Annotated in this window: 24 protein-coding genes; 10 read left to right on the plus strand and 14 right to left on the minus strand. The window is 71.1% G+C overall.

The window, feature by feature from the left end; translation table 11 throughout:
- The first annotated feature begins 45 nt into the window (after positions 1-45).
- From Acor_RS08365 to Acor_RS08380, 4 genes are read left to right on the plus strand one after another with little or no spacing between them, the layout of a single operon-like run.
- Positions 46-1053 (plus strand): MCE family protein, encoded by a 1008-nt coding sequence (locus Acor_RS08365; protein WP_155335975.1) that lies wholly within the window; start codon positions 46-48, stop codon positions 1051-1053.
- Positions 1050-2366, plus strand: coding sequence for an MlaD family protein (locus tag Acor_RS08370; protein ID WP_155335976.1), 1317 nt, complete (start codon positions 1050-1052; stop codon positions 2364-2366). The genes Acor_RS08365 and Acor_RS08370 overlap by 4 nt, the downstream gene beginning before the upstream one ends.
- The gene (locus Acor_RS08375; RefSeq protein ID WP_155335977.1) at positions 2363-3208 is read left to right on the plus strand and encodes a hypothetical protein; all 846 of its coding nucleotides are present in this window, start codon (positions 2363-2365) and stop codon (positions 3206-3208) included. The genes Acor_RS08370 and Acor_RS08375 overlap by 4 nt, the downstream gene beginning before the upstream one ends.
- A gap of 57 nt (positions 3209-3265) precedes the next feature.
- Positions 3266-3904 carry a 4'-phosphopantetheinyl transferase family protein gene (locus tag Acor_RS08380; protein WP_155335978.1) on the plus strand — a complete coding sequence of 213 codons (639 nt, stop codon included), beginning with the start codon at positions 3266-3268 and terminating at the stop codon, positions 3902-3904.
- Positions 3905-3968: 64 nt separating this feature from the next.
- On the opposite strand, the gene Acor_RS08385 is transcribed toward Acor_RS08380, so the two are convergent.
- A complete protein-coding gene (locus Acor_RS08385) occupies positions 3969-4889 on the minus strand; it encodes a cation diffusion facilitator family transporter (protein WP_155335979.1) in 921 nt (306 codons plus the stop codon).
- A gap of 76 nt (positions 4890-4965) precedes the next feature.
- Between Acor_RS08385 and Acor_RS08390 the strand changes: the two genes are divergently transcribed.
- From Acor_RS08390 to Acor_RS08410, 5 genes are all read left to right on the plus strand, one after another.
- Entirely contained in the window at positions 4966-5421 is a 456-nt protein-coding gene (locus Acor_RS08390; protein WP_155335980.1) for a MarR family winged helix-turn-helix transcriptional regulator, read from the plus strand.
- Positions 5422-5477: 56 nt separating this feature from the next.
- Entirely contained in the window at positions 5478-6122 is a 645-nt protein-coding gene (locus Acor_RS08395) for an LppX_LprAFG lipoprotein (protein ID WP_155335981.1), read from the plus strand.
- On the plus strand, positions 6119-7600 hold the full coding sequence (locus Acor_RS08400; RefSeq protein ID WP_246238495.1) for an MFS transporter: 1482 nt from the start codon (positions 6119-6121) through the stop codon (positions 7598-7600). The genes Acor_RS08395 and Acor_RS08400 overlap by 4 nt, the downstream gene beginning before the upstream one ends.
- A gap of 184 nt (positions 7601-7784) precedes the next feature.
- Entirely contained in the window at positions 7785-8237 is a 453-nt protein-coding gene (locus tag Acor_RS08405) for a DUF6220 domain-containing protein (RefSeq protein ID WP_155335982.1), read from the plus strand.
- The gene (locus Acor_RS08410; protein WP_155335983.1) at positions 8234-10096 is read left to right on the plus strand and encodes a multicopper oxidase family protein; all 1863 of its coding nucleotides are present in this window, start codon (positions 8234-8236) and stop codon (positions 10094-10096) included. The genes Acor_RS08405 and Acor_RS08410 overlap by 4 nt, the downstream gene beginning before the upstream one ends.
- Here the strand turns inward: Acor_RS08410 and Acor_RS08415 are convergent.
- The 13 genes from Acor_RS08415 to Acor_RS08475 all read right to left on the minus strand — a co-directional run bounded on the left by Acor_RS08415 (position 10093) and on the right by Acor_RS08475 (position 23907).
- Entirely contained in the window at positions 10093-10740 is a 648-nt protein-coding gene (locus tag Acor_RS08415) for a response regulator (RefSeq protein WP_155335984.1), read from the minus strand. The two genes, Acor_RS08410 and Acor_RS08415, sit on opposite strands and share 4 nt — an antisense overlap.
- Positions 10731-11978, minus strand: coding sequence for a sensor histidine kinase (locus Acor_RS08420; RefSeq protein ID WP_155335985.1), 1248 nt, complete (start codon positions 11976-11978; stop codon positions 10731-10733). Before Acor_RS08420 ends, Acor_RS08415 begins: the two co-directional genes overlap by 10 nt.
- A 74-nt stretch (positions 11979-12052) precedes the next feature.
- The gene (gene der, locus Acor_RS08425; RefSeq protein WP_155335986.1) at positions 12053-13468 is read right to left on the minus strand and encodes a ribosome biogenesis GTPase Der; all 1416 of its coding nucleotides are present in this window, start codon (positions 13466-13468) and stop codon (positions 12053-12055) included.
- Positions 13469-13501: 33 nt separating this feature from the next.
- On the minus strand, positions 13502-14173 hold the full coding sequence (gene cmk / locus Acor_RS43095) for a (d)CMP kinase (protein ID WP_155335987.1): 672 nt from the start codon (positions 14171-14173) through the stop codon (positions 13502-13504).
- A gap of 80 nt (positions 14174-14253) precedes the next feature.
- Positions 14254-15360, minus strand: a complete 1107-nt coding sequence (locus Acor_RS43100) for a prephenate dehydrogenase (RefSeq protein WP_155335988.1) — start codon at positions 15358-15360, stop codon at positions 14254-14256.
- A 109-nt stretch (positions 15361-15469) separates the two neighbouring features.
- Positions 15470-15829: a chorismate mutase gene (gene aroH / locus Acor_RS08440; protein ID WP_155335989.1), complete on the minus strand. Its 360-nt coding sequence runs from the start codon at positions 15827-15829 to the stop codon at positions 15470-15472.
- Between the two features lie 34 nt (positions 15830-15863).
- Positions 15864-18176 carry a pseudouridine synthase gene (locus Acor_RS08445; protein ID WP_155335990.1) on the minus strand — a complete coding sequence of 771 codons (2313 nt, stop codon included), beginning with the start codon at positions 18174-18176 and terminating at the stop codon, positions 15864-15866.
- A complete protein-coding gene (scpB, locus tag Acor_RS08450) occupies positions 18173-18751 on the minus strand; it encodes an SMC-Scp complex subunit ScpB (protein WP_218034186.1) in 579 nt (192 codons plus the stop codon). Before scpB ends, Acor_RS08445 begins: the two co-directional genes overlap by 4 nt.
- Positions 18744-19619 (minus strand): segregation and condensation protein A, encoded by an 876-nt coding sequence (locus tag Acor_RS08455; protein WP_155335992.1) that lies wholly within the window; start codon positions 19617-19619, stop codon positions 18744-18746. The genes scpB and Acor_RS08455 overlap by 8 nt, the downstream gene beginning before the upstream one ends.
- Positions 19620-19653: 34 nt before the next feature.
- The gene (locus tag Acor_RS08460) at positions 19654-20496 is read right to left on the minus strand and encodes a ParA family protein (RefSeq protein ID WP_246238503.1); all 843 of its coding nucleotides are present in this window, start codon (positions 20494-20496) and stop codon (positions 19654-19656) included.
- Between the two features lie 161 nt (positions 20497-20657).
- Positions 20658-21602 (minus strand): site-specific tyrosine recombinase XerD, encoded by a 945-nt coding sequence (locus Acor_RS08465; protein WP_155335994.1) that lies wholly within the window; start codon positions 21600-21602, stop codon positions 20658-20660.
- Positions 21603-21634: 32 nt separating this feature from the next.
- Positions 21635-22243 carry an NUDIX domain-containing protein gene (locus Acor_RS08470; protein WP_246238497.1) on the minus strand — a complete coding sequence of 203 codons (609 nt, stop codon included), beginning with the start codon at positions 22241-22243 and terminating at the stop codon, positions 21635-21637.
- Positions 22240-23907, minus strand: a complete 1668-nt coding sequence (locus tag Acor_RS08475) for a CTP synthase (protein ID WP_155335995.1) — start codon at positions 23905-23907, stop codon at positions 22240-22242. The genes Acor_RS08470 and Acor_RS08475 overlap by 4 nt, the downstream gene beginning before the upstream one ends.
- A gap of 158 nt (positions 23908-24065) precedes the next feature.
- On the opposite strand from Acor_RS08475, the gene Acor_RS08480 reads away from it, so the two are divergent.
- The gene (locus Acor_RS08480) at positions 24066-24719 is read left to right on the plus strand and encodes an acyltransferase (RefSeq protein ID WP_155335996.1); all 654 of its coding nucleotides are present in this window, start codon (positions 24066-24068) and stop codon (positions 24717-24719) included.
- Positions 24720-24877: the final 158 nt, after the last annotated feature.

Raw genomic sequence — 24877 nt, forward strand, 5'->3', positions numbered from 1 at the left:
CGCCATGGCTGGTATTGGCGACCTGTTCTCCCGGTGGGAGCGGCGATGAGGAGGATCGCGCTGGCCCTGGTGGCCTTGGCGACCGCGTGCTCGATCCAGACCGTGGGCGCGCCGACCGGGGACGTCACGCTCAACGCCACCTTCGACGACGTGCAGAGCCTGGTGGCGGGGCACAGCGTGCAGATCGCCGACGTGCGGATCGGCTCGGTCACCGGCATCCGGCTGGACGGCTACCGGGCCAGGGTGACCATGTCGCTGCGGCGGCGGATTCCGGCCGGGACCGTGGCGGCGGTGGCCAAGACCTCGATTCTCGGCGAGAACTACGTCGAGCTGGCCCTGCCGGAGGGCGCCGACCTGGTCACCGGGCCGTTCCTGGCCCAGGACGCGACCATCACGCGGACGTCGGTGGAGCCGGACATCGAGCAGGTCACCGAGGCGGCCGGGCCGCTGATCGACGCGCTCGGGGCGCAGGATGTGAACGCGGTGCTGGAGGCCGCCTCGACCGCGTTCGCCGGGAAGGGCGGGGACGTGAACCGGCTGATCCGGCAGACCGCCGAGGTGACCGCGACCTGGGCGGGCGCGCGGGCCGACATCGCCACCACCATCGACGGGCTGGCCCGGCTGGGGCGGGATCTGGAGAAGGGCAGTGCGGAGCTGGATCGGCTGCCGGGCACGGTGGAGCGGGCGACAGAGCGGCTCGCGCACGGGCGGCGGCACATCAAGAAGACGATCGTTTCGCTGACGGCGTTCGCGAAGGCGGGGAATCTGGTGTTCTATCCCCGGCACGCGGAGCGGCTGCGGGTGCTGCTGACGCGGCTCGACGCGATCGCCGGGACTCTGCTGCGCGGTAAGGACGATCTGCAAGCGATGATCGCCGAACTGCGGCGCTGGATCGACACGCCGCCGATCACCGCGAACGACCAGATGCTGATCTACGTGTGGCTGCGGGGGCTGCTCAACGGCCGAGGTGACGCCGCCGAGGCGCCCGAGGCGCGGAACGATCTCACGCTGCTGCTCACGCCGCCGCTGCCGGGTGCGGGGCGGGTGCCGTGAAGCCGCGGGTGGTGATCAATCTGGTGTGTTTCGCGGTACTCGGTGTGGTGATGACGGTGTGGGCGTTCACGAGTGTGATCCAGCTGGACGCGATCACCCGGCCGTATCGCGTCACGGCCGAGTTCGCGTCCTCGCCGGGGCTGGTGGAGAAGTTCGACGTGGCGTACCTGGGGGTGCGGGTGGGCCGGATCGGGGATGTCCGCCTGGCACCAGGCAAGATCATCGTGGACCTAAACATAGACCGAAATTTCCGGATTCCGGCGGGGGTGACTGCTGAGGTACGGCGGAAATCGGCCATCGGGGAGCCGTACGTCGAGCTGACGCCGCCCGAGACCATCGGGCCGGACGTGCTGGCGGCCGGGGATGTGATCCCGCTGGGGCGGACCTCGGTGCCGATCGAATACCGGAAGCTGTTCGACGGCGTCGGGAAGCTGCTCAACGCGGTCCCGCCCGAGGACGCCAGGACGATCACGCACGAACTGGCCACCGGGCTGGACGGCCGGGCCGGGTCGCTGCGGAGCATCATCGACGACGCGCACGACATCACGGACACGGTCGCCAGGAACGCGGCGACGCTGGACGAACTCGCGACAGAGCTGACCCGGCTGACCGGGACGCTGGCCGGCCGGCGCGACAAACTGGCCGCCGGGCTGTCGGATCTGCACGCGGTGACGACCTCACTGCGGCGGACCCGCGAGGACCTGAACGTCTTCCTGGACAGGGGCCCGCGGACGTTCCGGCAGATCGACTACTTGCTGCACACGGCCAGGCCCGGCCTCTCGTGCGTGCTCACGGCGGGCGGATCCGTCCACCACGTCGTCTTCACGCCCCGGAATGAGGCACATATCCGTCATCTGCTGGGGATCGTGCCGACCGCTCTGGCTCTGGCCGACGACATCACCGTCGTCCGCCCCGAAGGCGACTACGCCCGCGCCACCTTCATCTTCAGCGTGCCCAGCGGACCCCGGGTCGCCGAGGAATACCGCGTGCCGAAGGACCCGCCCCCGGTTCCCGGACTACGCGGCTGCCCCGAACCTCCGTCCACCTGGAAACCGCCCTACGAGAACCCCCCGGCAGCCGCCGACCCCGCCAATCCGGACGGCCTCCTGGCGGAAGAACCCAACTGCCCAACCCCGCAGCCCGTACCAACGAAAGCCGGCACGACCACCACGGCAACCCCCACGCCACCCCTCGCCAGCCCCGAACCCCACTCGGGCAATCTACCCCTGACCATCGCGATCTTCGCGGCCGTCACCCTGACCGGCGCCACCATCGGCTGGTTCGCCGTAGGCCGCAGGAGGCAAACCCCATGATCAACTCCCAGACCCAACCCAAGTCCCGCCCCGACGCCGAGATCCTGCCCGGCACCAAGCCCCCCGCCAAAGACACGAACGAGCCGGAACTCCTCACCGAAGCTGAACCCGCCGACAAGCCCTTCCCAGAGGCCGAGAACGATGGCGTGCGCGAGCCCGCCGCGGAATCCCAGCCCGCGAACGCTGGCGGGGCAGCCGCAGAAGCCCAGACCGAACCCGTCAGCGGATCCCGCGCAGAAGGCGCGAGCGAGCCCGCCCGAGCCGGGAGTGGGCGCAAACTGGGCGCGGTCACCCGGCGGCGAATCGTCGCGGCGGTGGTGGCCGCCGCGCTCGCCGGGGCGGGGGCAGCCGTCGTGATGCTGTGGCGGGAGGCCGGCGTGCTGGAAGAGGAGCGGTCGGCCAGGCAGGCGGTCGCGCTGGCGGCCAGTTCGTTCGGGGAGGCGTTGCTCGGTTATGACTACGCCAATCTGCAGGCGGCCAGGGACGGGGTGCTCAGCCGGGCGGGGGACGACTTCGCCAAGACCTACGACGAGGCGTTCACCGGCGGGCTGGAAGGGGTGATCACGCAGCTCAAGGCCAGGGCGGTGGCGACCTGCCGGGACGCCTACGTGGGCGAGGTCGGGGACGGGCGGGCGAAGGTGATCGTCGTGTGTGACGCGCAGGTGACCAGTTCGGCGGGCACGCGCCGGATGCTCGGGACGTATCTGGAGGAGAAACTGATCTGGAGCGGGGGCCGCTGGCTGGTGGACGAGGTGAACGCGATCGGCGCGTCCGACGAGACGCTCACCGACCCCGACGGCAGGCCACGGGCCGAACCGTCACCGTCCGCGTCCGGCGGGTGAATCCCACTACCCCCTGTAGTTCACTTGATCGACACAAGCCTTATTTAGGCTTGGGTGATGCGCGCCCCTCTGGTCGTCGCCGGTTACACCGACGAAGTCCTCGACGCCGTCGGCGGGACGCTCACCGAAGCCGAGCGGGACCGAGCCGAGCGATTCACCCGCAAGCAGGACCGGCTCGACTTCGTCGCCGCCCACCTGCTGGTACGGCACTGCGCGGCCGTGCTCCTGTGCGTCCGCGCCTGCGTGCTCACCCTGGTCCAGTCCTGCGAACGCTGCGGCAAGGCCCACGGCCGCCCGTCCATCGCGGAGGCGCCGGAACTGTCGGTCAGCCTCGCCCACACCTCCGGCTACGTCTCCGCCGCGGCGGGCATCGGCAAGGTCGGCGTGGACGCCGAGCACGCCACCGCCGGCCAGGCCGACGAGAACCTGATCGCCCTCGCGCTCACCCCGGCCGAGGCCGAACTGGTCGGCCTGGACAACCGCCGGCTGATCCGCCAGTGGGTCCGCAAGGAAGCCCTGGTCAAACGGGGCGAACTCGCCCTGGACCGGCTCCGCGAGGTGGACCTGTCCAAGCTCCCTTTCGAGGGCCGGACCCACGAGTGGGACGGCCGCCACCTCCTGGAATGGACGTCCGGCACCGTCATGGCCACCGCGATCCTCAACGAGCCGGGCGAACTCCGGCTCATGGGCGGCTGAATGCCCAGGCCACGGTCTCATCGGGCCTCGGGTCATGGGCGGCGCACCCGCGCCACGGTTTCCGCTAGACCGGGCCTTCTCCGGATGACGTCGGGTCCAGGAAAACCTGTCTGATCTCCGGAAATCTGGTCCGGAGGCGGCGTTCGACCTCGGCCGAGGCGCGTTCGAGGGAGGCGCCGGAGGCTTCGTCGAGGAAGTCGATTCTGGCGGCGACCAGGACGCGGCCGGGGCCGAGCATGATCGTGATGAGTTCGACGACCCGTTCGACCTCGGGCAGGGCGAGGAGTTCGGCGCGGATGCCCTCCTCCACGGCGGCCGGCGCGGCCTGCCCGATCAGCAGGCTGGTGTTGCTCTTGATCAGCAGCACGGCGACGACCAAGAGCAGGACGCCGATCGCGACCGAGCCGAGGCCGTCCCACAGCACGTTCCCGGTGAGCTGCGCCAGGCCGAGACCGGCGGCGGCCAGGAGCAGACCGACCAGGGCGGCGACGTCCTCGAAGACGACGGCCTTGAGCATGGTGTCGGAGGTGCCGTGCAGCACCCGGGCCGGGCTGGTGTCCCAGCGGGCGGCCAGCCGGCGGAGTTGCCGCAGGCCCTGGGCCAGGGAGACGCCCTCCAGCGCGAACGCGATCGCCAGCACCAGGTAGGAGACGCCGAAATCGCTCAGGTCCTCGCCGTCCGCGATGGTGTGCAGGCCGTGGGTGACGGAGAAGCCGGCCCCGGCCACCAGGGTGAAGCAGGCGGCCAGCAGCGCCCACAGGTAGGCGGACTGGCCATAACCGAGGGGGTGGGCGGGATCCGCGGGGCGCTCGCTGCGGCGGATGGCGGTGTACAGCAGGACCTCGGTGACAGTGTCGGCGGCGCTGTGCGCGGATTCTGAGATCATCGACGCCGAGCCGCTCAGCACGCCCGCGACCAGTTTGGCCGCCGCGATGGACAGGTTGACCGCGCCCGCGACCAGAACCGTCCCGAGGCTTTCGCTCATGCCGTGCGACTGCCCGGTAACCGGGCGGCTCACGCCGGTGTACGCGGCAGGCGTACTCGATCTTTATGCTGGAGGGATGGCAGATCCGCGCTGGCTGAGCCCAGCTGAGCAGCGGGCCTGGCGTGCCCACCTGGCGGCGCACCGGCTCCTCACCCATCGGCTCGACCGCGAGCTGCAGGAATACGGACTGTCGTTCAACGACTACGAGATTCTGGTCAACCTGTCGGAGAGCCAGGAGCGGCGGATGCGGATGAGCGATCTGGCCGACGCCACCATCCAGTCGCGCAGCCGGCTGTCCCACCAGATCTCCCGGATGGAGAACGCGGGCCTGGTGACCAGGGAGAACTGCGAGGACGACCGGCGGGGGACGTTCGCGGTGCTGACCGGGAAGGGCTGGGACACCATCCAGCGGGTGGCGCCGGACCACGTCGCGGGCGTGCGCCGCCACTTCATCGACCTGCTCACGCCGGGCCAGGTGGCCGAGCTGGAGGGGATCTACACGCCCGTCATCGCCAAGCTTCAGGGCAAATAGCGACCGGCGTTGATCGGGTCCGCCCCGCTTTGCCCGGGAGTGGCTACGATCCGGCTGTGCGAAGAATCCTCTGGACGATACTTTCCGGCGTGAGCCTGTTCCTCGGGGCGGCGTGCGGCGGTGGCGGTGACCTGCCGGACGGGCCCGGCCTGCTGGCGAAGTCGGGCGCCGCGATGGCGGCCGTCCAGACGGTCGCCTTCACGCTGAGCACGGAGGGCAAGCCCGCCGTGCAGGTCAGGCAGGCCGAGGGCAGCCTGACCAGGGCCGGGGACGCGAAGGGGTCGATTCAGATCGAGCTGATCGGCACCCTGCAGGAGTTCGAGTTCGTGCTGGTCGGTGAGGACGTCTATCTGAAGGGCCCGACCGGGGGGTTCCAGAAGTCGATGACCCGGGCGCAGCTGGCCGCCTTCTACGATCCGGGCACGGTGATCGCGGGCGTGCCCGAGCTGCTGGCCGGCGCCACCGGGGCCAAGGTGGAGGGCGAGGAGGGCGGCGCGTACAAGGTGACCGTGACGCTGCCGCCGGAGGTGCTGAAGAAGGTGGTGCCGGGGATCGCGCAGACCGCGACGGGCACCCTCCTGATCGACAAGGCCACCAGCAGGCTGACCAGGATCGACCTGCCGGTCACCGGCGGCACCATCAGCGTGGCCCTGGCCGACTACGACGCGCCGGTGACGGTCACCGCTCCCCCGCTGTCGTGACCGCGATCAGCCGGAGTCGCAGGGTCACCCTGGGCGTCGGCGGCGCGGCCGTGCTGCTGGCGGCGCTGGACGCGTACGTGGTCGTCACGATCCTGGTCGACATCGCGATGGACCTGGACGTGCCGCTGAACCGGCTGGAACGGGCGACACCGATCGTGACCGGGTTCCTGCTCGGCTACGTGGCCGCGATGCCGCTGCTCGGCCAGCTCTCCGACCGGTACGGCAGACGCCCCCTCATCCAGGCCTGCCTGGCCGGATTCGCGGCCGGATCCCTGCTCACGGCATTCGCGGACTCGCTCCCCCTGCTGGTGGCCGGCCGTACCCTGCAGGGCGTCGCCGGCGGCGCGCTGCTGCCCGTCACGATGGCGCTGATCGGCGACCTGTGGGACGTCAGGGAGCGCTCGATCGCGCTCGGCGTGGTCGGCGCCGCCCAGGAGATCGGCAGCGTGCTCGGCCCTCTGTACGGCGCCGCCCTCGCCAGCCTGCCCCTGTTCGGCTGGCGCACGATCTTCTGGGTGAACCTGCCGCTGGCGGCCGCCGCCGCGATCGCGGTCCAGTGGGGGGTGCCGGGCGGGCGAGAGCAGTACAAGACGCGGGTGCGGGTGGACGTGGTCGGCGGGTCGCTGCTGGCCGTGGCGCTGGGGCTGCTGGTGGCGGGGCTGTACAACCCCACGCCGGAGGTGACCGTGCTGCCGTCCTGGGGGGTGCCGTGCGTGCTGGCGGGGGCGGTGGCCCTGGTGCTGTTCGTGCTGTGGGAGGTCAGGTCGCCGGTCCGGCTGCTGGACCTGTCGGGGGTGCCGAAGCGGCCGCTGCTGGCGACGCTCGGGGTGAGTTTCCTGGCGGGGGCCGCGCTGCTGGTGACGCTGGTGAACGTGCAGCTGCTGGCGCAGACGCTGCTGAACGTGGAGCCGGTGGCGGGCGCGCTGGTGCTGAGCAGGTTCCTGGCGGCGCTGGCGGTGGCGGCGCTGGCCGGGGGGTGGCTGTCGCGCCGGTTCGGGGAGCGGGTGGTGTCGGTCGCCGGGATGGCCATCGCCGTCGCCGGATATATCAGGATCTGGCAGTGGCCGGTGGAGCTGGGCGCGCACCTGACCCGGGTGGACGTGGATCTCGTCGTCGCCGGGCTCGGGCTCGGGCTGGTGATCGTGCCGGTGTCGTCGGCGGTGCTGCGGACCGTGCCCGCCGAACGCCACGGGGTCTCCTCCGCCGCCGTGGTGGTGGCCCGGATGATGGGCATGCTGGTCGGCGTGGCCGCCCTGTCCGCGTGGGGGTTCCACCGGTTCCGCTCGCTCACCGCCGGTCTGGACACGCCGCTGCCGTTCGGCGTCGCGGCGGACGAGTTCGCCCGGCGGCTGGCCGGCTACGAGGCGGCGCTGAAGGCGGTCCTGCACACCGAGTACACCGAGATCTTCCTCATCACCGCCGTGCTGTGCGCGGCGGGCGCGGTCGCCGCGCTGGCGATGCCGGGCCGAACCGAGTAGGGGGGTGCTCAAGCGGGACGCCGTCCCGCCGGACACGATCGACGGGTGCGCCCCCATCAGGCCGGATATTCCCGGTCTGAGCGGGACAGGCGTCCCATGCACTCGGGACGCCTGGTGGCACACGCTAGGCCGGTAGCGCCCCGCCCGATATCCGGGGCCGTCGATACGTAGCACAGGAGCCCCCATGCGCAAGGTCTTTTTCTGGTTCGCGGTGCTGACCCTCGTGGCGGTGCTGGCCCAGTTCTATCTCGCCACCTTCGGCGCGTTCGAGCGCCCGGTGCCCGCCCCCGGCGCCGAGGGCAGCGCGATCACGCCGCATGTCATCAACGGCACCATGATCATCCCGTTGCTGTCCATTCTGCTGACCATCGTCGCCGCCGTCGCCAAGGTCGGCCGCCAGCTCATCTGGCTGTCCATCGCGCCGTTCGGCCTGGTCGCCGTGCAGCTGTTCGTGATCTTCGAGCTGGCCGGTCTGCTCGGCGCGGCCCCGGAGAAGACCACCACCGCCGGCCTGTTCGTGCTCGGCTTCCACGCGCTGGACGGCGTCGCCCTGCTCTGGGTGGCCGTGACCGTGGTCCGCAAGGCCCGTGCCCTGGTCAAGAGCCAGGTGGCGGAGCCGGTGGCCGTGCCCGCGTGAGCACCGCCCAGCTGATCGGCATCGATCAGATCCTGCTCATCCTGGTCGCCGGAGTGTGGGCGGCGTCGGCGGGGGTCGCCGTCGCCGCCCTCCGGGGGGCCGCCGGGAATCTGGCCCCGATCGCCGCGGCGCTGCTCGCCGCGGCGATCGTCATGACCGCCCTGCGCGGCCTGACCACCGCCGGGCTCGCCACGGCCGGCTGGTGGTTCGCGGCCGAGAAGATCACCCTCGCGATGCCGCTGGTGGTCCTCCCCGGGCTGGTCGCGGGCGCGGTCACGCTGCCCGATCTGATCCGGTTCTGGCGGCACGGGAGCCCGCTGGACCCGGCCAGGACGCTGCCGGTGGTGATCGCCGCCATCGGCGCGGTCGCCGGGATCGCGTGCGGCCTGCTGATCTCCTACCCGGTCACGGTGCCGGCGGCGGTCATCGTGCTGCTCGGCTTCGCGGGCGCGTCGGCGCTGGCCTGGCGGATCCTCGCCGGGCGGACCGGCGACCGCTGGCGGGTGGCCGGGACGGCGGTGCTGACGGTCGCGGTGGCCTGGGCGATCTCCGGCAGCTGGTCCGGCGGGCCGTTCCACGCGGGCCACCAGGAGGCCGCCGGGGGCGTCTCGGTCGCCTCGCTCGTCGGCGAGACCGTGGCAGGCGCCCGCGAGTTCACCCTGACCGCCAAGCCCGCCACCCTGAAGCTGCCGTCCGGCCGTACCTTCGAGGCGTGGTCGTTCAACGGCCAGTCGCCCGGCCCGACGCTCCGCGTCAAGCAGGGCGAGCACGTCGAGCTGACGCTGCGCAACGAGCTGCCCGGCCAGGCGGTCACCATCCACTGGCACGGGTACGACGTGCCCAGCGGCGAGGACGGCGTGCCCGGCGTCACCCAGGACGCGGTCCTGCCCGGCGGCTCGCACGTCTACCGCTTCCGGGCTGCCGACCCCGGCACGTACTGGTACCACAGCCACCAGACCTCCAGCGTGGCCGTGGCGAAGGGCCTGTTCGGCCTGCTCGTCGTGGAACCCGACCCCGGCGACCACACGCTGGCCCTGCACTCCTACGGCGGCATGACCATGGCCCTGGACGACCTGCCGCCCTCCGACGCCCTGGTGAAGACCACGATCAAGCCCGGCAGCCCGGTACGGCTCCGCGTGGTCGACACCGACAGCCTCCCGGTCGAGCTGGGCCTGACCGGGGTTCCGTACAAGCTGGCGGCCGTGGACGGCACCGACGTCCCCGGCGCTACCGGCCTCCACGGCGACCGCCTCCGCCTGGCCGCGGGCGGCCGCTACGACCTGACCTTCACCATGCCCACCGGCCCGGTCTACCTCGACGTCGAGGGCCACCCGGGCCTGCTCATCAACGGCGACACCCCGCCCGCGGCCGCGTCAGGTCCCGTGCTCGACGTCACCGCGTACGGCTCCGGCGCGCCCGTCCCCCAGGAGTTCGACCAGGAGATCACCTGGGTGCTCGACCACACGCTCGCGATGGTCGGCGGCCTGCCCCGGCTGGCCCACACCGTCAACGGCAAGGGCTTCCCCAACATCCCGGCCCCGCTCGTGAAGGAAGGCCAGAAAGTCCTGATCCGGGTGGTCAACCGCAGCTCGGACACCCACCCGATGCACCCGCACGGCCACCACGTCCAGATCCTGTCCAAGAACGGCGTGCCCGCCAACGGGATCTGGATGGACACCTTCGACGTGCGGCCGGGCGAAGTGTGGGAGGTGGCGCTGACCGCCGACAACCCGGGCATGTGGATGTCGCACTGCCACGATCTGGCCCACGCCGTCCAAGGAATGGAGTTCCATCTCGCCTACGAGGGCGTCACCAGCCCGTACGACCTGGGCGGTAAGGCCGGCAACCATCCGGCCTAGGAGCGCAGGTACGCGAGCACGGCCAGCACCCGCCGGTGCTGGTCGGTGTCGTCCGCGTACAGGTTGAGCTTCACGAAGATGCCGCGGATGTGCTTCTCCACCGCGCCCTCGGTGACCACCAACTCGCGGCTGATGGCCGGGTTGGAGCGGCCCTCCGCCATCAGCGCCAGCACCTCACGCTCGCGCGGGGTGAGCGAGCCGAGCGGGTCGTCGCGGCGGCGGCGGACCATCAGCTGGGCGACCACCTGGGGGTCGAAGACCGTGCCGCCCGCGGCGACCCGGCGCAGCCCGTCCAGGAACTCCTCGACGTCCACCACCCGGTCCTTGAGCAGGTAGCCGACCCCGCCCCTGGCGTCGGCGAGCAGGTCGTCGGCGTAGGACACCTCGACGTACTGGGAGAGGATCAGGATCGGCGCGCCCGGCACCTTCTGCCGGGCCGCCACCGCCGCCCGCAGGCCCTCGTCGGTGAAGGTGGGCGGCATCCGCACGTCCACCACCGACACGTCAGGGCGCAGCTCGGCGACCGCGCTGACCAGCTCGGTGCCGTTGCCGACGGCGGCGAGGACCTCGCAGCCGAACTCCTCGAGCAGGCGCACCAGGCCCTCCCTGATGAGCACCGCGTCGTCGGCGACCACTACCCGCACGGAACCTCCGCCACGATCATCGTCGGCCCGCCGGCCGGCGACTGAACCGCCAGCTCGCCCTCAACCGCGCGGAGCCGGTCGGCCAGGCCGGACAGGCCGTGCCCCTTGGCGACGTGCGCGCCGCCGACCCCATCATCGCCGATCGTGAGCAGCAGCGTGTCACCCACCCGGACCAGGGCGATCGAGCACATGGTGGCCCGGCTGTGCTTGGCGATGTTGGTGAGCGCCTCGGCGGTGACGAAGTAGACGGTGTTCTCGACCAGCGCGGGGAAGCGCTCCACGGTGCGCACGTCCAGCTCCACCGGGACCGTGCAGCGCCCGGCCAGCGCGGCCAGCGCGGACGGGAGCCCCCGGTCGGCCAGGATGGGCGGGGCGATGCCCCGGGACAGGGCGCGCAGCTCGTCCAGCGTCTCCCTGGTGGCGGTGATGGCCTCGCCGATGGTCGCGCTGGCCGCCGCCGAGTCCCGCTCCAGCAGCCGCTGGGCCCGGGACAGCTCCATCGCCAGGTGCACCAGCCGCTGCTGCGGGCCGTCGTGGATGTCCCGCTCCAGCCGCCGCAGCGCGTTCGCCTCGGCGTGCGCGGCCGCGTTCCTGCCCTCGGTCAGGTCCTCGATCCGCTCGCGCAGTTCGGCCACGCCGGTCAGCATGGCCCGGCCCAGGCTGGCCTGGAACACGGCGCAGGCGCGGATGACCGGGTAGAGGGTGGCCGTGGCGAGCAGGCCGAGGGAGAGGTAGAAGAGGGAGTTGACGATGTAGCCCGAGCCCAGGCCGAGCAGTTCGGGGAGTTCGGTGTTGCCCGGGATGTTGCTGAGAATCCAGCCGTACAACGGCCAGGTGAGGCCCGTGATCACCAGGGCCCACCAGGTGACCGTGATGACGAAGGTGAGGATCGAGATCGGGAACACCACCACGCCGTACAGCAGGTCCAGCCAGGACTGGCCGATCAGCAGCGGGTTGACGACCCGGCGCAGGTAGCTCGCCTCCGGCGGGGTGCGCGGGTAGCGCGGCCGGGGCAGCGCCCGGCCGAGCACCGATTCGAGCCGGGCCCGCTCCAGGTCGCCGAAACCCCGGGCGACCAGCAGGGTCAGCCCGAGGATCGGCACGCCTATCCAGACCACCACGAGTCCGGAACCGGCCGCGAAACCCGTGATGAGCACGCAGAACGCGGCCGTGGCGAAGGGGAAGCCAAGTAGCAGGTAGCGCGTGTCGGCCGTCAGGCGCGGGATGAGTGTTCGCATGGCTCTCAAACTAGGATTCTCCACCCAGGTCTTCGAGCCGGTCCACCGCCGTCCTGACGGTAGGGCAGGCCCTACTACTTCCTCTTGCGCTTCTCCCGGATCCTCATGGTGACCTCGATCGGCGAACCGGCGAAGCCGAACTCCTCGCGCAGCCGCCGCTCGATGAACCTGCGGTAGGTCTCCTCCAGGAAGCCGGAGGTGAACAGCACGAACTTGGGCGGCTCGGTGGACGCCTGGGTGGCGAACAGGATCTTCGGCTGCTTGCCGCCGCGCACCGGCGGCGGGGTGGCCTGCACCAGCTCGGTGAGGAACTGGTTGAGCCGCGCGGTCGGCACCCGGGTGCCCCACGAGTCGATGGCCAGCTCCAGCGCCGGAACCAGCTTGTCCACGTGCCGGCCGGTCAGGGCGGAGATGTTCACCCGCAGCGCCCACGGCGTGCGCACCAGCTGCCGCTCGATCTCCTTCTCCAGGTAGTAACGCCGGTCCTCGTCGACCAGGTCCCACTTGTTGAAGGCCACCACCATGGCCCGGCCCGACTCGATCGCCAGCGAGATGATCCGCAGGTCCTGCTCGGTCAGCACGTCGGAGGCGTCGATGAGCACGATCGCCACCTCGGCCCGCTCCAGCGCCGACCGGGTCCGCATGGCCGCGTAGAAGTCGGCGCCCTTCAGCTCCCGGTCCCGCCGCCGGATGCCGGCCGTGTCGATGAACCGCCACGGCTTGCCGCCGAGCTGGATCAGCTCGTCCACCGGGTCCCTGGTGGTCCCGGCCATCGGGTCGACCAGCACCCGCTCCTCGCCCGCCACCTTGTTCAGCAGCGAGGACTTGCCCACGTTCGGCTTGCCCAGCAGCGCCACCCGGCGCGGCCCGCGAGCCGCCCCGAACACCACCGGCGGCGTCTCAGGCAGCGCGTTCAGCACCACGTCGAGCAGGTCGCCGCTGGAGCGGCCGTGCAGCGCCGAGACCGGCTGCGGCTCGCCGAGGCCCAGCGCCCACAGCTCGTTCGCCTCCAGCTCCTGCAGCTGGTTGTCGACCTTGTTGGCGGTCAGCACGACCGGCTTGCCGGAGCGGCGCAGCACGGCGCCGACCGCCTCGTCCGCGTCGGTGATGCCGACCGAGGCGTCCACCACGAACAGGATCACGTCGGCCAGCTCGGCCGCGATCTGCGCCTGCTCGGCGATCTTCAGGGCCATCCCGGTCGCTTCCGGATCCCAGCCGCCGGTGTCCACCAGCGTGAACCGGCGGCCCCGCCAGTTCGCCTCATACGTCACCCGGTCGCGGGTCACGCCAGGCACGTCCTCGACCACCGCCTCGCGGCGGCCGATGATCCGGTTGACCAGCGTGGACTTGCCCACGTTCGGCCGCCCGACGACGGCCACGATCGGCAGCGGGCCGGCGTCCGGCTCCTCCTCCTCGGGCTCGTCGGCCGTCAGATCGGCCAGCTCGGACTCGATCCAGCCGCCGTCGTCCTCGTACTCCCCCGCGCTCATGATCGCGTTTTCCCTTTCACGCGCGCCCGGAATTCAGGCACGCTCCTTGACAAGTCTCAGCACCTCGGCGATGACCTCATCGAGGTTGAGCGCCGTGGTGTCCAGTTCGACCGCGTCCGCGGCCATCGCCAGCGGATCGGTCTTCCTGGTCGAATCGAGGGTGTCGCGGCGGGCCAGCTCGACCCGCTGCGCGGCCACCGTGGAACCGGCCAGCTCGGCGCTGCGCCGCATCGCGCGCGCCTCCTCGCTGGCCGTCAGATAGACCTTGACGGGGGCCTGGGGAGCGACCACCGTGCCGATGTCGCGGCCCTCAACCACGATGCCGCCCTCCTTGAGAGCGACCTCGATCAGCTCCCGCTGCAGGGCCACCAGGCGGCTGCGGACCTCCGGCACCGCGCTCACCGCGGAGACCGCCCGGGTCACCTCCGGGTAGCGGATCGGGCCGTCCACCCGGACCCCGTCCAGGGTGACGCCGGGAAAGTCCGGATCGGTGTTCAGCTCCAGCGCGGGCTCGCCCGAACGGGCGGCGATCGCGGCCGGATCGTCCAGGTCGATCTCCATCTGGAGCATCCACCAGGTGACCGCGCGATACATCGCGCCCGTGTCCAGGTAGCGCAGGCCCAGCGCCCGGGCCACCCCACGGGACGCGCTCGACTTGCCCGACCCGGACGGCCCGTCCATGGCGACGATCAGACCCGACACCATCGCTCCCCTTACTTGAGTTGTCCGCCCCCCAAGGTACCGGCAGTACCGGCCGGGGCGCGCATCGAGCTTTCCCAGCCGGGCTAGGGAACCTGCCAGCCGTGCTCGCGCAGCGCGGCCGCGAACACCCCGGCCGCCTCCGGCTGGACCGACAGTTCGACCGCGCCCAGCGGCAGGCCCGGCACGTGCTCCAGGCGCACGTCCTCGATGCTGACGCCGACCTGCTCGGCCACCTGGAACAGCCGGGCCAGCTCGCCCGGCCGGTCGCCGATGACCACGCCCACCACCGCGTAGGTGCGGGCCGGGCCGCCGTGCTTGCCGGGGATCCGGCCGGTCCCGGTCACGCCGCGGCGGAGCAGCTCGGTGACCGAGCCGATCTCGGTGCCGTCGGCGGCGCACTCGCGCAGCGCCCTGGCCGCGGCGGCCAGATCGTCCGCCACCGCCTCCAGGATCGCCGCCACCGGGCCGGCGTTGCCCGACAGGATGCCGGTCCACAGGCCGGGATCGCTGGCCGCGATCCTGGTCACGTCCCTGACCCCCTGCCCCGACAGGCCCAGCGCCGTCTCCGACGCCTCGGCCAGCCGGGCCGCCACCGCCGACGCGGCCACGTGCGGGGCGTGCGAGACCACCGCGACCGCCTCGTCGTGCTCGCGCGCGTCCACCACAACCACGTTCGCCCCGCACAGGGCGACCAGTTCCCGCATCGCCCGTACGGCCTCCGGCGCCGTCGCCTCGGTCGGGCAGAGCGCCCACGGCCGCCCGAGGAACAGGTCCGCCCGCGCCGCCCCCGGGCCGGAACGCTCCCGCCCGGCCAGCGGATGGCCCGCCACGTACGTGCTCAGGTCGCAGCCGAGCTGGACGGCCTGGGCCAGCGGCAGCGCCTTCACGCTCGCCACGTCGGTGTAGAACCGGGCGGTGTCGGTCTTCTGCAGGTCGAGCAGCTGCTGGGCGACGAACTGCGGGGGCACCGCGATGATGGCCAGATCCACCCGGTGGCCGCTGCCCTGGTCCCATTCCTCCCCGGCGCCGAGTTCCCTGGCCAGCCGTACGGCGCGGGGGTCGCGGTCGGCGAGGAAGACGCGCACGCCGCGCTGGCGCAGGGCCAGTGCGGCGGACGTGCCGATCAGGCCGGTTCCGACGATGACGGCGCTGGTGATGACGCTGGTACTGCCGCCCGGGCTGGGGGTCATGGTGGGTGGTTCCTTACTTGCCGTGCTCGTGCGCTGGTGCTCTAACTATGCGCCGCTCACGGTTTTTTTCGGACAGGTGGCTATTTACTGACTACTGACTTCTGGTGATTTATTGCGCTATGTCCACCCGCAGCGCGACCGCGCCGCGCAGATAGACGTGCTGGATCTGCTGGCGCGGGCGGTCCGTGGCCACGTAGGCCATCAGCCGGACCACCCGCGGCAGCGCGCCCGGCACGTCGATCTCGCTCGCGCACAGCAGCGGCACGTCGTGGAAGCCGAGCTTGCGCGCGGCCAGCGCGGGGAACTCCGCGGTCAGGTCGGGGGTCGCCGTGAAGATCACACTGATGACGTCGTCGGTGGTGAGCCGGTTTCGCTCCATCACCTCGGAGACCAGTTCCGTCGTGCCGGTGATGATCGCGTCGCGGTCGTTGCCGTCCACCTGGATGGCTCCACGGATCGCCCGAACCATAATGTCCCCTTAAATGAATATTTGTCGGGAAAGATTACAGCTTGACCGCCGCGTACAGTTCGCCTACTTCCTGTAGCGACAGCGCCCGTACCGTACCCGGCTTGAGGCGGCCCAGCTTGACCGGGCCGAACTCGATCCTGGCCAGGTCGATCACCCGGTGGCCCGACTCCTCCAGCAGGCGGCGGACGATGTGCTTGCGGCCCTCGTGCAGCACGACCTCGACCAGCGCCTGCTGGGCGTGCTCCTGGACGACGTGGAACTCGTCCACCTTGGCCAGGCCGTCCTCCAGCTCGATGCCCTTGCGCAGCACCCGGTGCAGGTCGCGGTGAACCGGTCCCGGCACCTTGGCCCAGTACTTCTTCTGCACGCCGAAGCTGGGGTGGGTGAGGCGGTGCGCCAGCTCGCCGTCGTTGGTGAGCAGCAGCAGGCCCTCGGTCTCGGTGTCCAGCCGGCCCACGTGGAACAGGCGCGGGGCCAGCTCCTGGACGTAGTCCCGCAGGCACGGGCGGCCCTCCGGGTCCTCCATCGTGCTGACCACGCCGATCGGCTTGTTCAGCGCGTAGTAGACCAGGTCGGGCGCGGTCGGGATGCGCTTGCCGTCGACGTGGATGATCTGCTTGGCCGGGTCGACGCGGGCGCCGAAGCGGCGGACGACCTGGTTGTCGACGGTGACGCGGCCCTCGCCGATCAGTTCCTCGCAGGCCCGGCGGCTGGCCACGCCCGCCTGCGCGAGCACCTTCTGCAGCCGCTCGCCGCCCGGCACCTCGGTGGTGTCCCGCTCGTCGACGTAGCCGCGATCGAAGAAGTCCGGGTCGCGCATGGGCTGCTTGGCCGTCTTGAACGGGTTCTGGTTCGCGACCGGCTTGCGGCTCTGCGCCTGGTTCCGTCCGGTACGGAACTCACTCCGCGAGCTGTCCCGCCCGAATCGTCCCCGGGTGCCGCCGCCGAGGGTCTGGACTTCGTCCCGCCGGGATCCGCCGCGATCGGCCCGGGGGGCTGATCCGCGCGTGCCCGAAGGACTGGATCCGCGTGTGCCCGAAGGACGGTGGTCCCGCCCGGTGCCACCCGCGCCGTCACCCGCGGGAGCGCCGTCACGACGGGGACGCTGCTCGAAACCGCGTCCGGCGTCACCGCGCGGACGGTCACGGGCGTCGTCGCCGCGGGAGGAACTACGCGAGTCGTCCGGGCGGTCGAAACCGCGGGAATCGTCGCGAGGCCGCTCGAAGCCGCGTGCGTTGTCGCGCGGCGCGTACCCGCGCGACGCGCCGCCTTCCGGGCGGCCGTAGCGGGCACGGGATCCGCTGCCGTCGGCGCGGGAGGAGCCTCTGTCGTCGGTACGGCCGTAGGAGGAGCCACGGTCGGCGCGAGGGGCGCCGCCACGGTCGTCACCGGAACGCGAGTACGGGCGGTCACGGTTCTCCGGACGGCTGTAGCCGCCACTCTGGGGACGGCCCTCACGGGAGTCGGGACGGCCGGTACGGTCGTCGTCACGCCTGGCGAAGCCACCGCCCTGGGGGCGGGAGGCCGGACGGCTGTAGCCGCCCTCACGGGAGTCGGGACGGCCGTAGCCGCCACTGTCGCGCCCGGCGAAGCCACCACCCTGAGGGCGGCCCTCACGGGAGGCCGGACGGGTGTAGCCGCCGCCCTGCGGACGACCCTCACGCGAATCCGGACGACCGTAGCCACCACCCTGCGGACGACCCTCACGCGAATCCGGACGACCGTAGCCACCACCCTGCGGACGACCCTCACGGGAATCGGGACGGCCGTAGCCGCCGCTTTCACGCCTGGCGAAGCCGCCGCCCTGGGAGGGACGACCTTCGCGGGAATCGGGACGGCTGTAGCCGCCACTTTGGGGACGGCCCTCACGGGAATCCGGACGGCTGTAGCCGCCGCTCTGGGGGCGACCCTCACGGGAATCCGGACGGCTGTAGCCGCCACTTTGGGGACGGCCCTCACGGGAATCCGGACGACCGTAGCCACCACCCTGCGGACGACCCTCACGGGAATCGGGACGGCTGTAGCCGCCACTTTGGGGACGGCCCTCACGAGAGTCCGGGCGGCCGGAGCCGCCGCTGTCGCGTCCGGCGAAACCGCCGCCCTGCGGGCGGCCCTCGCGGGAGTCGGGACGGGCGGGGCGGTCGCTGGGGGCGCGGTAGCCGCCGTCGCGGCCACGGGAGTCCGTGGAGCCGGAGCCGCCACGGGAGTCCGGCTTGGCGTACCCGCCCCGGGAGCCGTCCCGGTCGGCGCGGAAGGATGAGCGGTCGGGACGCTGGCCGCCGCTTCTGGGTTTGCCGTCCCGGCCTCGACCGCGTCCATCACCGGACGGGGTGCTGCGCTTGTTCACTTCGGTTGCTCCTCTAGGTTTTCCACGTCATCGGGGAGGAATGGGGCGAGCGCGGGAAGCTCGTCGAGGTCCCGCAGGCCCAGTCGCTCCAGGAAATAGCTTGTCGTCCGGTAGAGCACGGCCTGGCCCTCCGGCTCGGTGCCGGCCTCTTCGACGAGGCCGCGCGCGGCGAGGGTGCGCATCACGCCGTCGCTGTTGACGCCACGGATGGCGGCCACCTTGGCCCGGCTGACCGGCTGCCGGTACGCGACCACCGAGAGGGTTTCGAGCGCCGCCTGGGTGAGCCGCGCCTGCTGACCGTCGCGGACGAACCGCTCGACCAGCGCCGCGCACTCGGCTCGCGTGTAGAAACGCCAGCCCCCGGCCACCTCTCTCAGGTCAAAACCGCGCCCGTCTGCCGTGTATTCCCTCGCCAGGTCACGCAGCGTGACCGCGATCTCGTTGGTCGGCCGTTCCAGCACCTGCGCCAGCGTGATCTCGGCGACGGGTTCGTCGACGACGAGCAGGACCGCCTCCAGGGCGGCCCGCAGCGAAGGGTCGCCTGATTCGGACGTCGGTTCGCCCAGTTCAGCCATCAGACGGTTCTCCATCCCCCGCGTCATCTCCCGAGTCGGCTCCGGCCGTGCCCGGCCGTTCGGCCGACTCGTCGTAGTCGTCGCCCACGGACACGTCGCCGTCGGTGGCGCCGGTCCAGGTCACGTACAGATCTCCCAGCGGCTCCAGCTGCTCGAAGGAGACCGCGGCCTCCCGGAACAGCTCCAGAACGGCCAGGAATCGCGCCACCACCTCGAAGGTGCCCGCGCAGTCGGCGGTCAGCGACCGGAAGGTTGCCCGTCCGGCCCGCCGGAGCCGCTCCACCAGGATAGCGGCCTGTTCCCGCACGCTGGCGAGTGGTTGATACATATGCGTGACGGAAACCGACGGCGGCGCCTTCGGGGTGAACACCCGCATCGCGATCCTGGCCAGCTGTTCCGGCCCGATTCCGAGGATCAGCTCGGGCAGCAGGTTGGCGAACGCCACCTCCATCGGCACCAGCCGCGGGTAGCGCAGCGCCTCCTCCGCCATCCGCCCCGAGAAGACCTTCGCCACCTCCTTGTACGCCCGGTACTGCAGCAGCCGGGCGAACAGCAGGTCCCGCGCCTCCAGCAGGGCCAGGTCCTCCTCGTCCTCGACCTCGCCGGTCGGCAGCAGCCTGGCCGCCTTCAGGTCCAGCAGGGTCGCCGCGACGAGCAGGAAGTGGCTGGTCTGGTCGAGGTCCCACTCCGGGCCCCTGGACCGGATGTAGGCGATGAACTCGTCGGTGACCTGGTGCAGGGAGACCTCGGTGATGTCCAGCTTGTGCTTGGCGATCAGCCCCAGCAGCAGGTCGAACGGCCCCTGGAAGACCTCCAGGTGCACGTGGAAGCCCACTTCTACCGGCGGGGAGGTCTCCTGCTCACTCACTTCCCCATTGTGGCGCACGCCACGGACGGCGTGCTCAGATCCGTGCGGGCCAGCGGGCGAGGAGCTCCCTGGCCAGTTCCCGGTAGGCGGCGGCCCCCATCGAGCTGGGGTCGAACTGGGTGATGGGCTCGCCGGCGAGGGTGGCGTCGGGGAAGCGGACGGTCCGGTTGATGACCGTGTGGAAGACCTTGTCGCCGAAGCCCTGCATGATCGTCTGCAGCACCTCGCGGGCGTGCAGGGTGCGGGGGTCGTACATGGTGGCCAGCAGGCCGTCGATCTCGAGGTTCTTGTTGAGCCGTTCCTGGACCTTGCCGATCGACTCCATCAGCAGCGCGACGCCGCGTAACGCGAAGAACTCGCACTCCAGCGGGATCATGACGCTGTGCGCGCAGGTGAGCGCGTTGACGGTGAGCAGGCCGAGGGAGGGCTGGCAGTCGATCAGGCAGATGTCGTAGTCGGCCAGCAGCGGCTCCAGCGAGCGCTGCAGCGCGAACTCTCTGGCCACCTCGTTGACCAGCCGGATCTCCGCGCCGGACAGGAAGATGTTGCTGGGCAGCAGGTCCATGCCCTCGACGCTGGTGCCGAGCAGCACGTCCTCGGCGACGACGTCGGGCTCCTCCATCAGCAGGTCGTAGACGGTGGACTCCAGCGGGCGCGGGTCGATGCCCAGGCCGACGGAGAGCGCGCCCTGCGGGTCGAAGTCGACCAGCAGGACCTTCTGGCCGCACTCGGCGAGCGCGGCGCCCAGGTTGATGGTGGTCGTCGTCTTGCCGACGCCACCCTTCTGGTTGACCATCGCGACGATCCGGGCCGGCCCGTGGCTGTCGGGGACGACAGGGTCGGGGAAGACGGGGCGCGGCCGGCCGGTTGGCCCCAACGAGACGCTGGGGGTCCCCGCGGTCCACGTCGCATCAGTGGTCGCAGTCAATTGATGAAACCTCCCTGACGGTCCCGAACCGGACTGAATCTAGAGGGTGGGCACGTATGCGGCAAGGCGACGCGCCACGGAGACGGAGATTACGGACAAGCAGTTCGATCTCACCGCTGAGCTCGAGGATGTGCGGCGGCGTAAACCTCGCGAAGCCGATCGACCGTGACCAGTGTGTACACCTGGGTGGTGGTCACCGAGGCATGGCCGAGCAGTTCTTGAACAACCCTAACGTCCGCACCGCCATCCAGGAGATGGGTTGCGAACGAATGGCGCAACATGTGTGGGGACACGCCGGAGAGTCCTGCCCGTTCCGCGGCGGATTGCAGTACTTCCCAGGCGCCCTGGCGGGTCAGCCTGCCGCCGCGGGCGTTCAGGAACAGGGCGTGCGTGCCGCGGCCGTGGGCGGCGATGAAGGGGCGGGCCCGGACCAGGTAGGCATCCAGGGCGCTCCGGGCGAATCGGCCTAGAGGGACGATCCTGGCCCGGCCGCCCTTGCCGCGCAGGCGGACCTCGCCGCCGCTGAAGGAGTCGTCGGACGGGCCGGCGCGGGTGACGTCGTCGACGGAGAGGCCGACGGCCTCGGAGATGCGGGCGCCGGTGCCGTACAGGACTTCGAGGAGGGCGCGGTTACGGAGAGTGAGCGGAGCGTCGTCGGGGCCGGAGGCGGCGATCAGGCGCTCCACCTCCTCGACCGTGATCGCTTTGGGGAGGCGGCGGAGCTGGCGCGGGGGCCGTACCTCGTGGGCGGGGTCGTGGCCGGCCGCGCCCTCGCGGAGGGCGAAGCGGTGCAGGCCGCGGACGGCGGAGACCGCCCGCGCGGCCGAGCTGGCGACCAGCGCGGGATGCTCCTCGTCGCCCTCCCGGAGCGAGGCCAGGAAGGCGACCACGTCGGACTCGGCCACCTGGCCCATGGAGGCGAGCCCGCGCGCGCTCAGATGGTCCACGTAGCGGCGGAGGTCGCGCCGGTAGCAGGCCAGCGTGTTGGCGGCCAGCCCGCGCTCCACGGCGAGATGGGCGAGGTAGCTGGACAGCACGGCCTCGGGCTCGTTCAGCGTCCCTCCCCACGGTCAGACCCCGGTGGTGTTCACGCCTCCGGTGCGTCGGCGGCCCGCAGGCCCTGGTAGCCGCCGTCGGATGCGGCGTACGCGGCGAGAATACCGGCGATGGCCGGGGAATTGTGGATCATTCCCCCCAGCGCCTTCCCGACCGCTTCGTCCAGGCGTACCCACTCCACCGGCATGTCGATCTCCTCGTGCCGGTGCACGAAAGAATTCTCCGACGCCGGGATCGGGGTGAGGCCTCTGGCCAGGAAGATCCTGATCCGCTCGTCGCTCATGCCCGGCGAGGGGAACATGTCGATCAGCGTGTGCCAGGTGTCGGCGCGGTAGCCGGCCTCCTCGGCGAGTTCCCTGGCCGCGCACTCGGCCAGCGGCTCGTCCGGCTTGTCCCGCAGGCCCGCGGGCAGCTCCCAGAGCAGCCTGCGGGCCGGATGCCGGTACTGCCGCAGCAGCAGCACCCGTTCGTCCTGGATGGCCACCACGGCCACCGAGCCGGGGTGCACCACGTAGTCGCGGTCGGCCAGGTCACCGTCCGGCATCCGGACGGTGTCGGTCACGACGGAGATGACCCGGGCCTCGAACCGCTGGTCGGACGCGGTGACGGGCCATTCCTCGTGACGGTCTTCGATGATCACTTAGCCTTCGCAATCTTGGCGGTCGACCGGCTCTCCGCGTAGCCGAGGGCCGCGCTGACGAGGCCCTTGAACAGCGGATGCGCGCGGGTGGGACGGGAGCGGAATTCGGGGTGGGCCTGGGTGCCGATGAAGAACGGGTGGGTCTCGACGGCGAGTTCGGTGTATTCGACCAGCCGCCCGTCGGGCGACAGGCCGGAGAAGACGACGCCGACCTTCTCCAGCCGCTCGCGGTAGGCGTTGTTCACCTCGTACCGGTGGCGGTGGCGTTCGTCGGCCTTGGCTTTGCCGTACAACTGGCGGGCGAGGGTTCCTTCGGTGAGTTTGGCGGTGTAGAGGCCGAGGCGCATGGTGCCGCCCATGTCGCGGTCGCCGGCGACCACGTCCTCCTGGTCTGACATGGTGGAGATGACCGGGTGCTTGGCGTCGGGGTCGAACTCGGCGCTGTTGGCGCCGTCCAGGCCGGCCAGGTTGCGGGCGGCCTCGATCACCATGCCCTGCATGCCGAGGCAGAGGCCGAGCAGCGGGATCTTCGCCTCCCTGGCGTGCCGGATGGCGCCGATCTTGCCTTCGATGCCGCGCACGCCGAACCCGCCGGGCACCAGCACGCCGTCCACGCCGTCGAGCTCGCGGGCGGCGTCCTCCGGGGTGGCGCACTCGTCGCTGGTCACCCAGCGGATGTTGACCCGCGCGTCGTTGGCGAAGCCGCCGGCGCGCAGCGCCTCGGTGACCGACAGGTAGGCGTCGGGCAGGTCGATGTACTTGCCGACCAGGGCGATCGTGACTTCCTTGGCCGGTTTGTGTACCCGGCGCAGGAGCTGGTCCCACTCCTTCCAGTCCACGTCCCGGAAGGGCAGGCCGAGCCGCCGTACCACATAGGCGTCCAGGCCCTCGGTGTGCAGGACCTTCGGGATGTCGTAGATCGAGGGTGCGTCGATGGCGGAGACCACCGCGTCCTCGTCCACGTCGCACATCAAGCTGATCTTACGCTTGAGCGAGTTGGTGATCGGCCGGTCGGAGCGGCAGACGATCGCGTCGGGCTGGATGCCGATGCTGCGCAGCGCGGCCACCGAGTGCTGGGTCGGCTTGGTCTTCAGCTCCCCGCTCGGCCCGATGTAGGGCAGCAGCGAGACGTGCAGGAAGAACACGTTGTCGCGGCCCACCTCGTGCCGGACCTGGCGGACGGCCTCCAGGAACGGCAGCGACTCGATGTCGCCCACGGTGCCGCCCACCTCGGTGATCACCACGTCCACGCCGGGCCCGGCCATGCTCCGGATCCGGTCCTTGATCTCGTTGGTGATGTGCGGGATGACCTGCACGGTGTCGCCCAGGTATTCGCCGCGGCGCTCCTTGGCGATGACGTTGGAGTAGACCTGGCCGGTGGTGACGTTGGCCGAGCCGTGCAGCTCGGTGTCGAGGAAACGTTCGTAGTGGCCGACGTCGAGATCCGTCTCCGCGCCGTCGTCGGTGACGAACACCTCGCCGTGCTGGAACGGGTTCATCGTGCCGGGGTCGACGTTGAGGTACGGGTCGAGCTTCTGCATCGTGACGCTCAGGCCCCGAAGTTTGAGGAGCCGCCCCAGGCTAGAGGCCGTGAGCCCCTTGCCGAGACTTGAGGCGACGCCGCCGGTGACGAACAGATGCTTGGTGTGTACGGCGTTGCGCAAGGGGTCTCCCGTGGTCTGAAGTAGAGGCGTCGCGACTGGAACCAGACGGCAGCCATGCCCACGGGCTCTCAGAATATCAAATCCTGGCCCCGAACGGGCCACTACGTGCGCGAACCCGCTGTGGCCCGGGTTCTAACGTGAGGGTAACTTGTGCGGTTATGTCGATTCTGAGACGGGCCGCCGGGCGGCTGGTGCACCGCGGCTGGGGCGTGCTCAAGACGCTGGGCGCGGTGAGCCCGCGCAGCCCGGCCGGATACCGGTTCCGGCGCCTGGGCGAAGGGGCCCTGCTGGCGTTCCCGGTCGGCGCGATCTTCGGCGAGGAGTGGATCGAGATCGGCGACCACACGCTGGTGGGGGAACGGGTTTCGATTTCGGCCGGGATGGGGCCGGGGGTGGATCTGGGGCCGGATCCGATCGTGCGGATCGGCGGCAGCTGCTCGATCGGGCGCGGGTCGCACATCGTCGGGCATCAGTCGATCGTGATCGGGTCGCATGTGTTCACCGGGCCGTACGTGTACATCACCGATCAGAACCATGTGTACGACGATCCGGAGGTGCCGATCGGGCGGCAGTGGCCGCGGAACAATCCGGTGGAGATCGGGGACGGGTGCTGGCTGGGCGCCGGGGCGATCATCCTGCCGGGGACCCGGATCGGGCGGCAGTCGGTGGTGGCGGGGGGTGCGGTCGTCCGGGGGGAGTTCCCCGACCACTGCGTGATCGCGGGGGTGCCTGCGAAGATCGTCCGGACGTTCAGCGAGGAGGAGGGCTGGCATACGCCGGGAGTGATTCAGATCTCGAAAACGGCGTCCTGACCGGGTCCGGGACGCTGGACCGAACATCGTTCTGGGCGTAGGTTCGCGGCATGCGCACGCGGGTGACCGAGTTGCTGGGCGTCGAGTTTCCGTTGTTCGCGTTCAGCCACTGCCGGGACGTGGTCGCGGCGGTGACGGGGGGGGGGCGGGTTCGGGGT

It is taken from the genome of Acrocarpospora corrugata, from assembly GCF_009687845.1.
GTDB classification, from domain to species: Bacteria; Actinomycetota; Actinomycetes; order Streptosporangiales; family Streptosporangiaceae; genus Acrocarpospora; species Acrocarpospora corrugata.

Bases quoted from the DNA above. Each gene is read 5' to 3' on its own strand.
- Acor_RS08365 (WP_155335975.1), top strand. From the start codon at position 46: ATGAGGAGGATCGCGCTGGCCCTGGTGGCCTTGGCGACCGCGTGCTCG.
- Acor_RS08375 (WP_155335977.1), top strand. From the start codon at position 2,363: ATGATCAACTCCCAGACCCAACCCAAGTCCCGCCCCGACGCCGAGATC.
- Acor_RS08380 (WP_155335978.1), top strand. From the start codon at position 3,266: ATGCGCGCCCCTCTGGTCGTCGCCGGTTACACCGACGAAGTCCTCGAC.
- Acor_RS08385 (WP_155335979.1), bottom strand. From the start codon at position 4,889: ATGAGCGAAAGCCTCGGGACGGTTCTGGTCGCGGGCGCGGTCAACCTG.
- Acor_RS08390 (WP_155335980.1), top strand. From the start codon at position 4,966: ATGGCAGATCCGCGCTGGCTGAGCCCAGCTGAGCAGCGGGCCTGGCGT.
- Acor_RS08405 (WP_155335982.1), top strand. From the start codon at position 7,785: ATGCGCAAGGTCTTTTTCTGGTTCGCGGTGCTGACCCTCGTGGCGGTG.
- Acor_RS08420 (WP_155335985.1), bottom strand. From the start codon at position 11,978: ATGCGAACACTCATCCCGCGCCTGACGGCCGACACGCGCTACCTGCTA.
- der (WP_155335986.1), bottom strand. From the start codon at position 13,468: ATGAGCGCGGGGGAGTACGAGGACGACGGCGGCTGGATCGAGTCCGAG.
- cmk (WP_155335987.1), bottom strand. From the start codon at position 14,173: ATGGTGTCGGGTCTGATCGTCGCCATGGACGGGCCGTCCGGGTCGGGC.
- Acor_RS43100 (WP_155335988.1), bottom strand. From the start codon at position 15,360: ATGACCCCCAGCCCGGGCGGCAGTACCAGCGTCATCACCAGCGCCGTC.
- aroH (WP_155335989.1), bottom strand. From the start codon at position 15,829: ATGGTTCGGGCGATCCGTGGAGCCATCCAGGTGGACGGCAACGACCGC.
- scpB (WP_218034186.1), bottom strand. From the start codon at position 18,751: ATGGCTGAACTGGGCGAACCGACGTCCGAATCAGGCGACCCTTCGCTG.
- Acor_RS08480 (WP_155335996.1), top strand. From the start codon at position 24,066: ATGTCGATTCTGAGACGGGCCGCCGGGCGGCTGGTGCACCGCGGCTGG.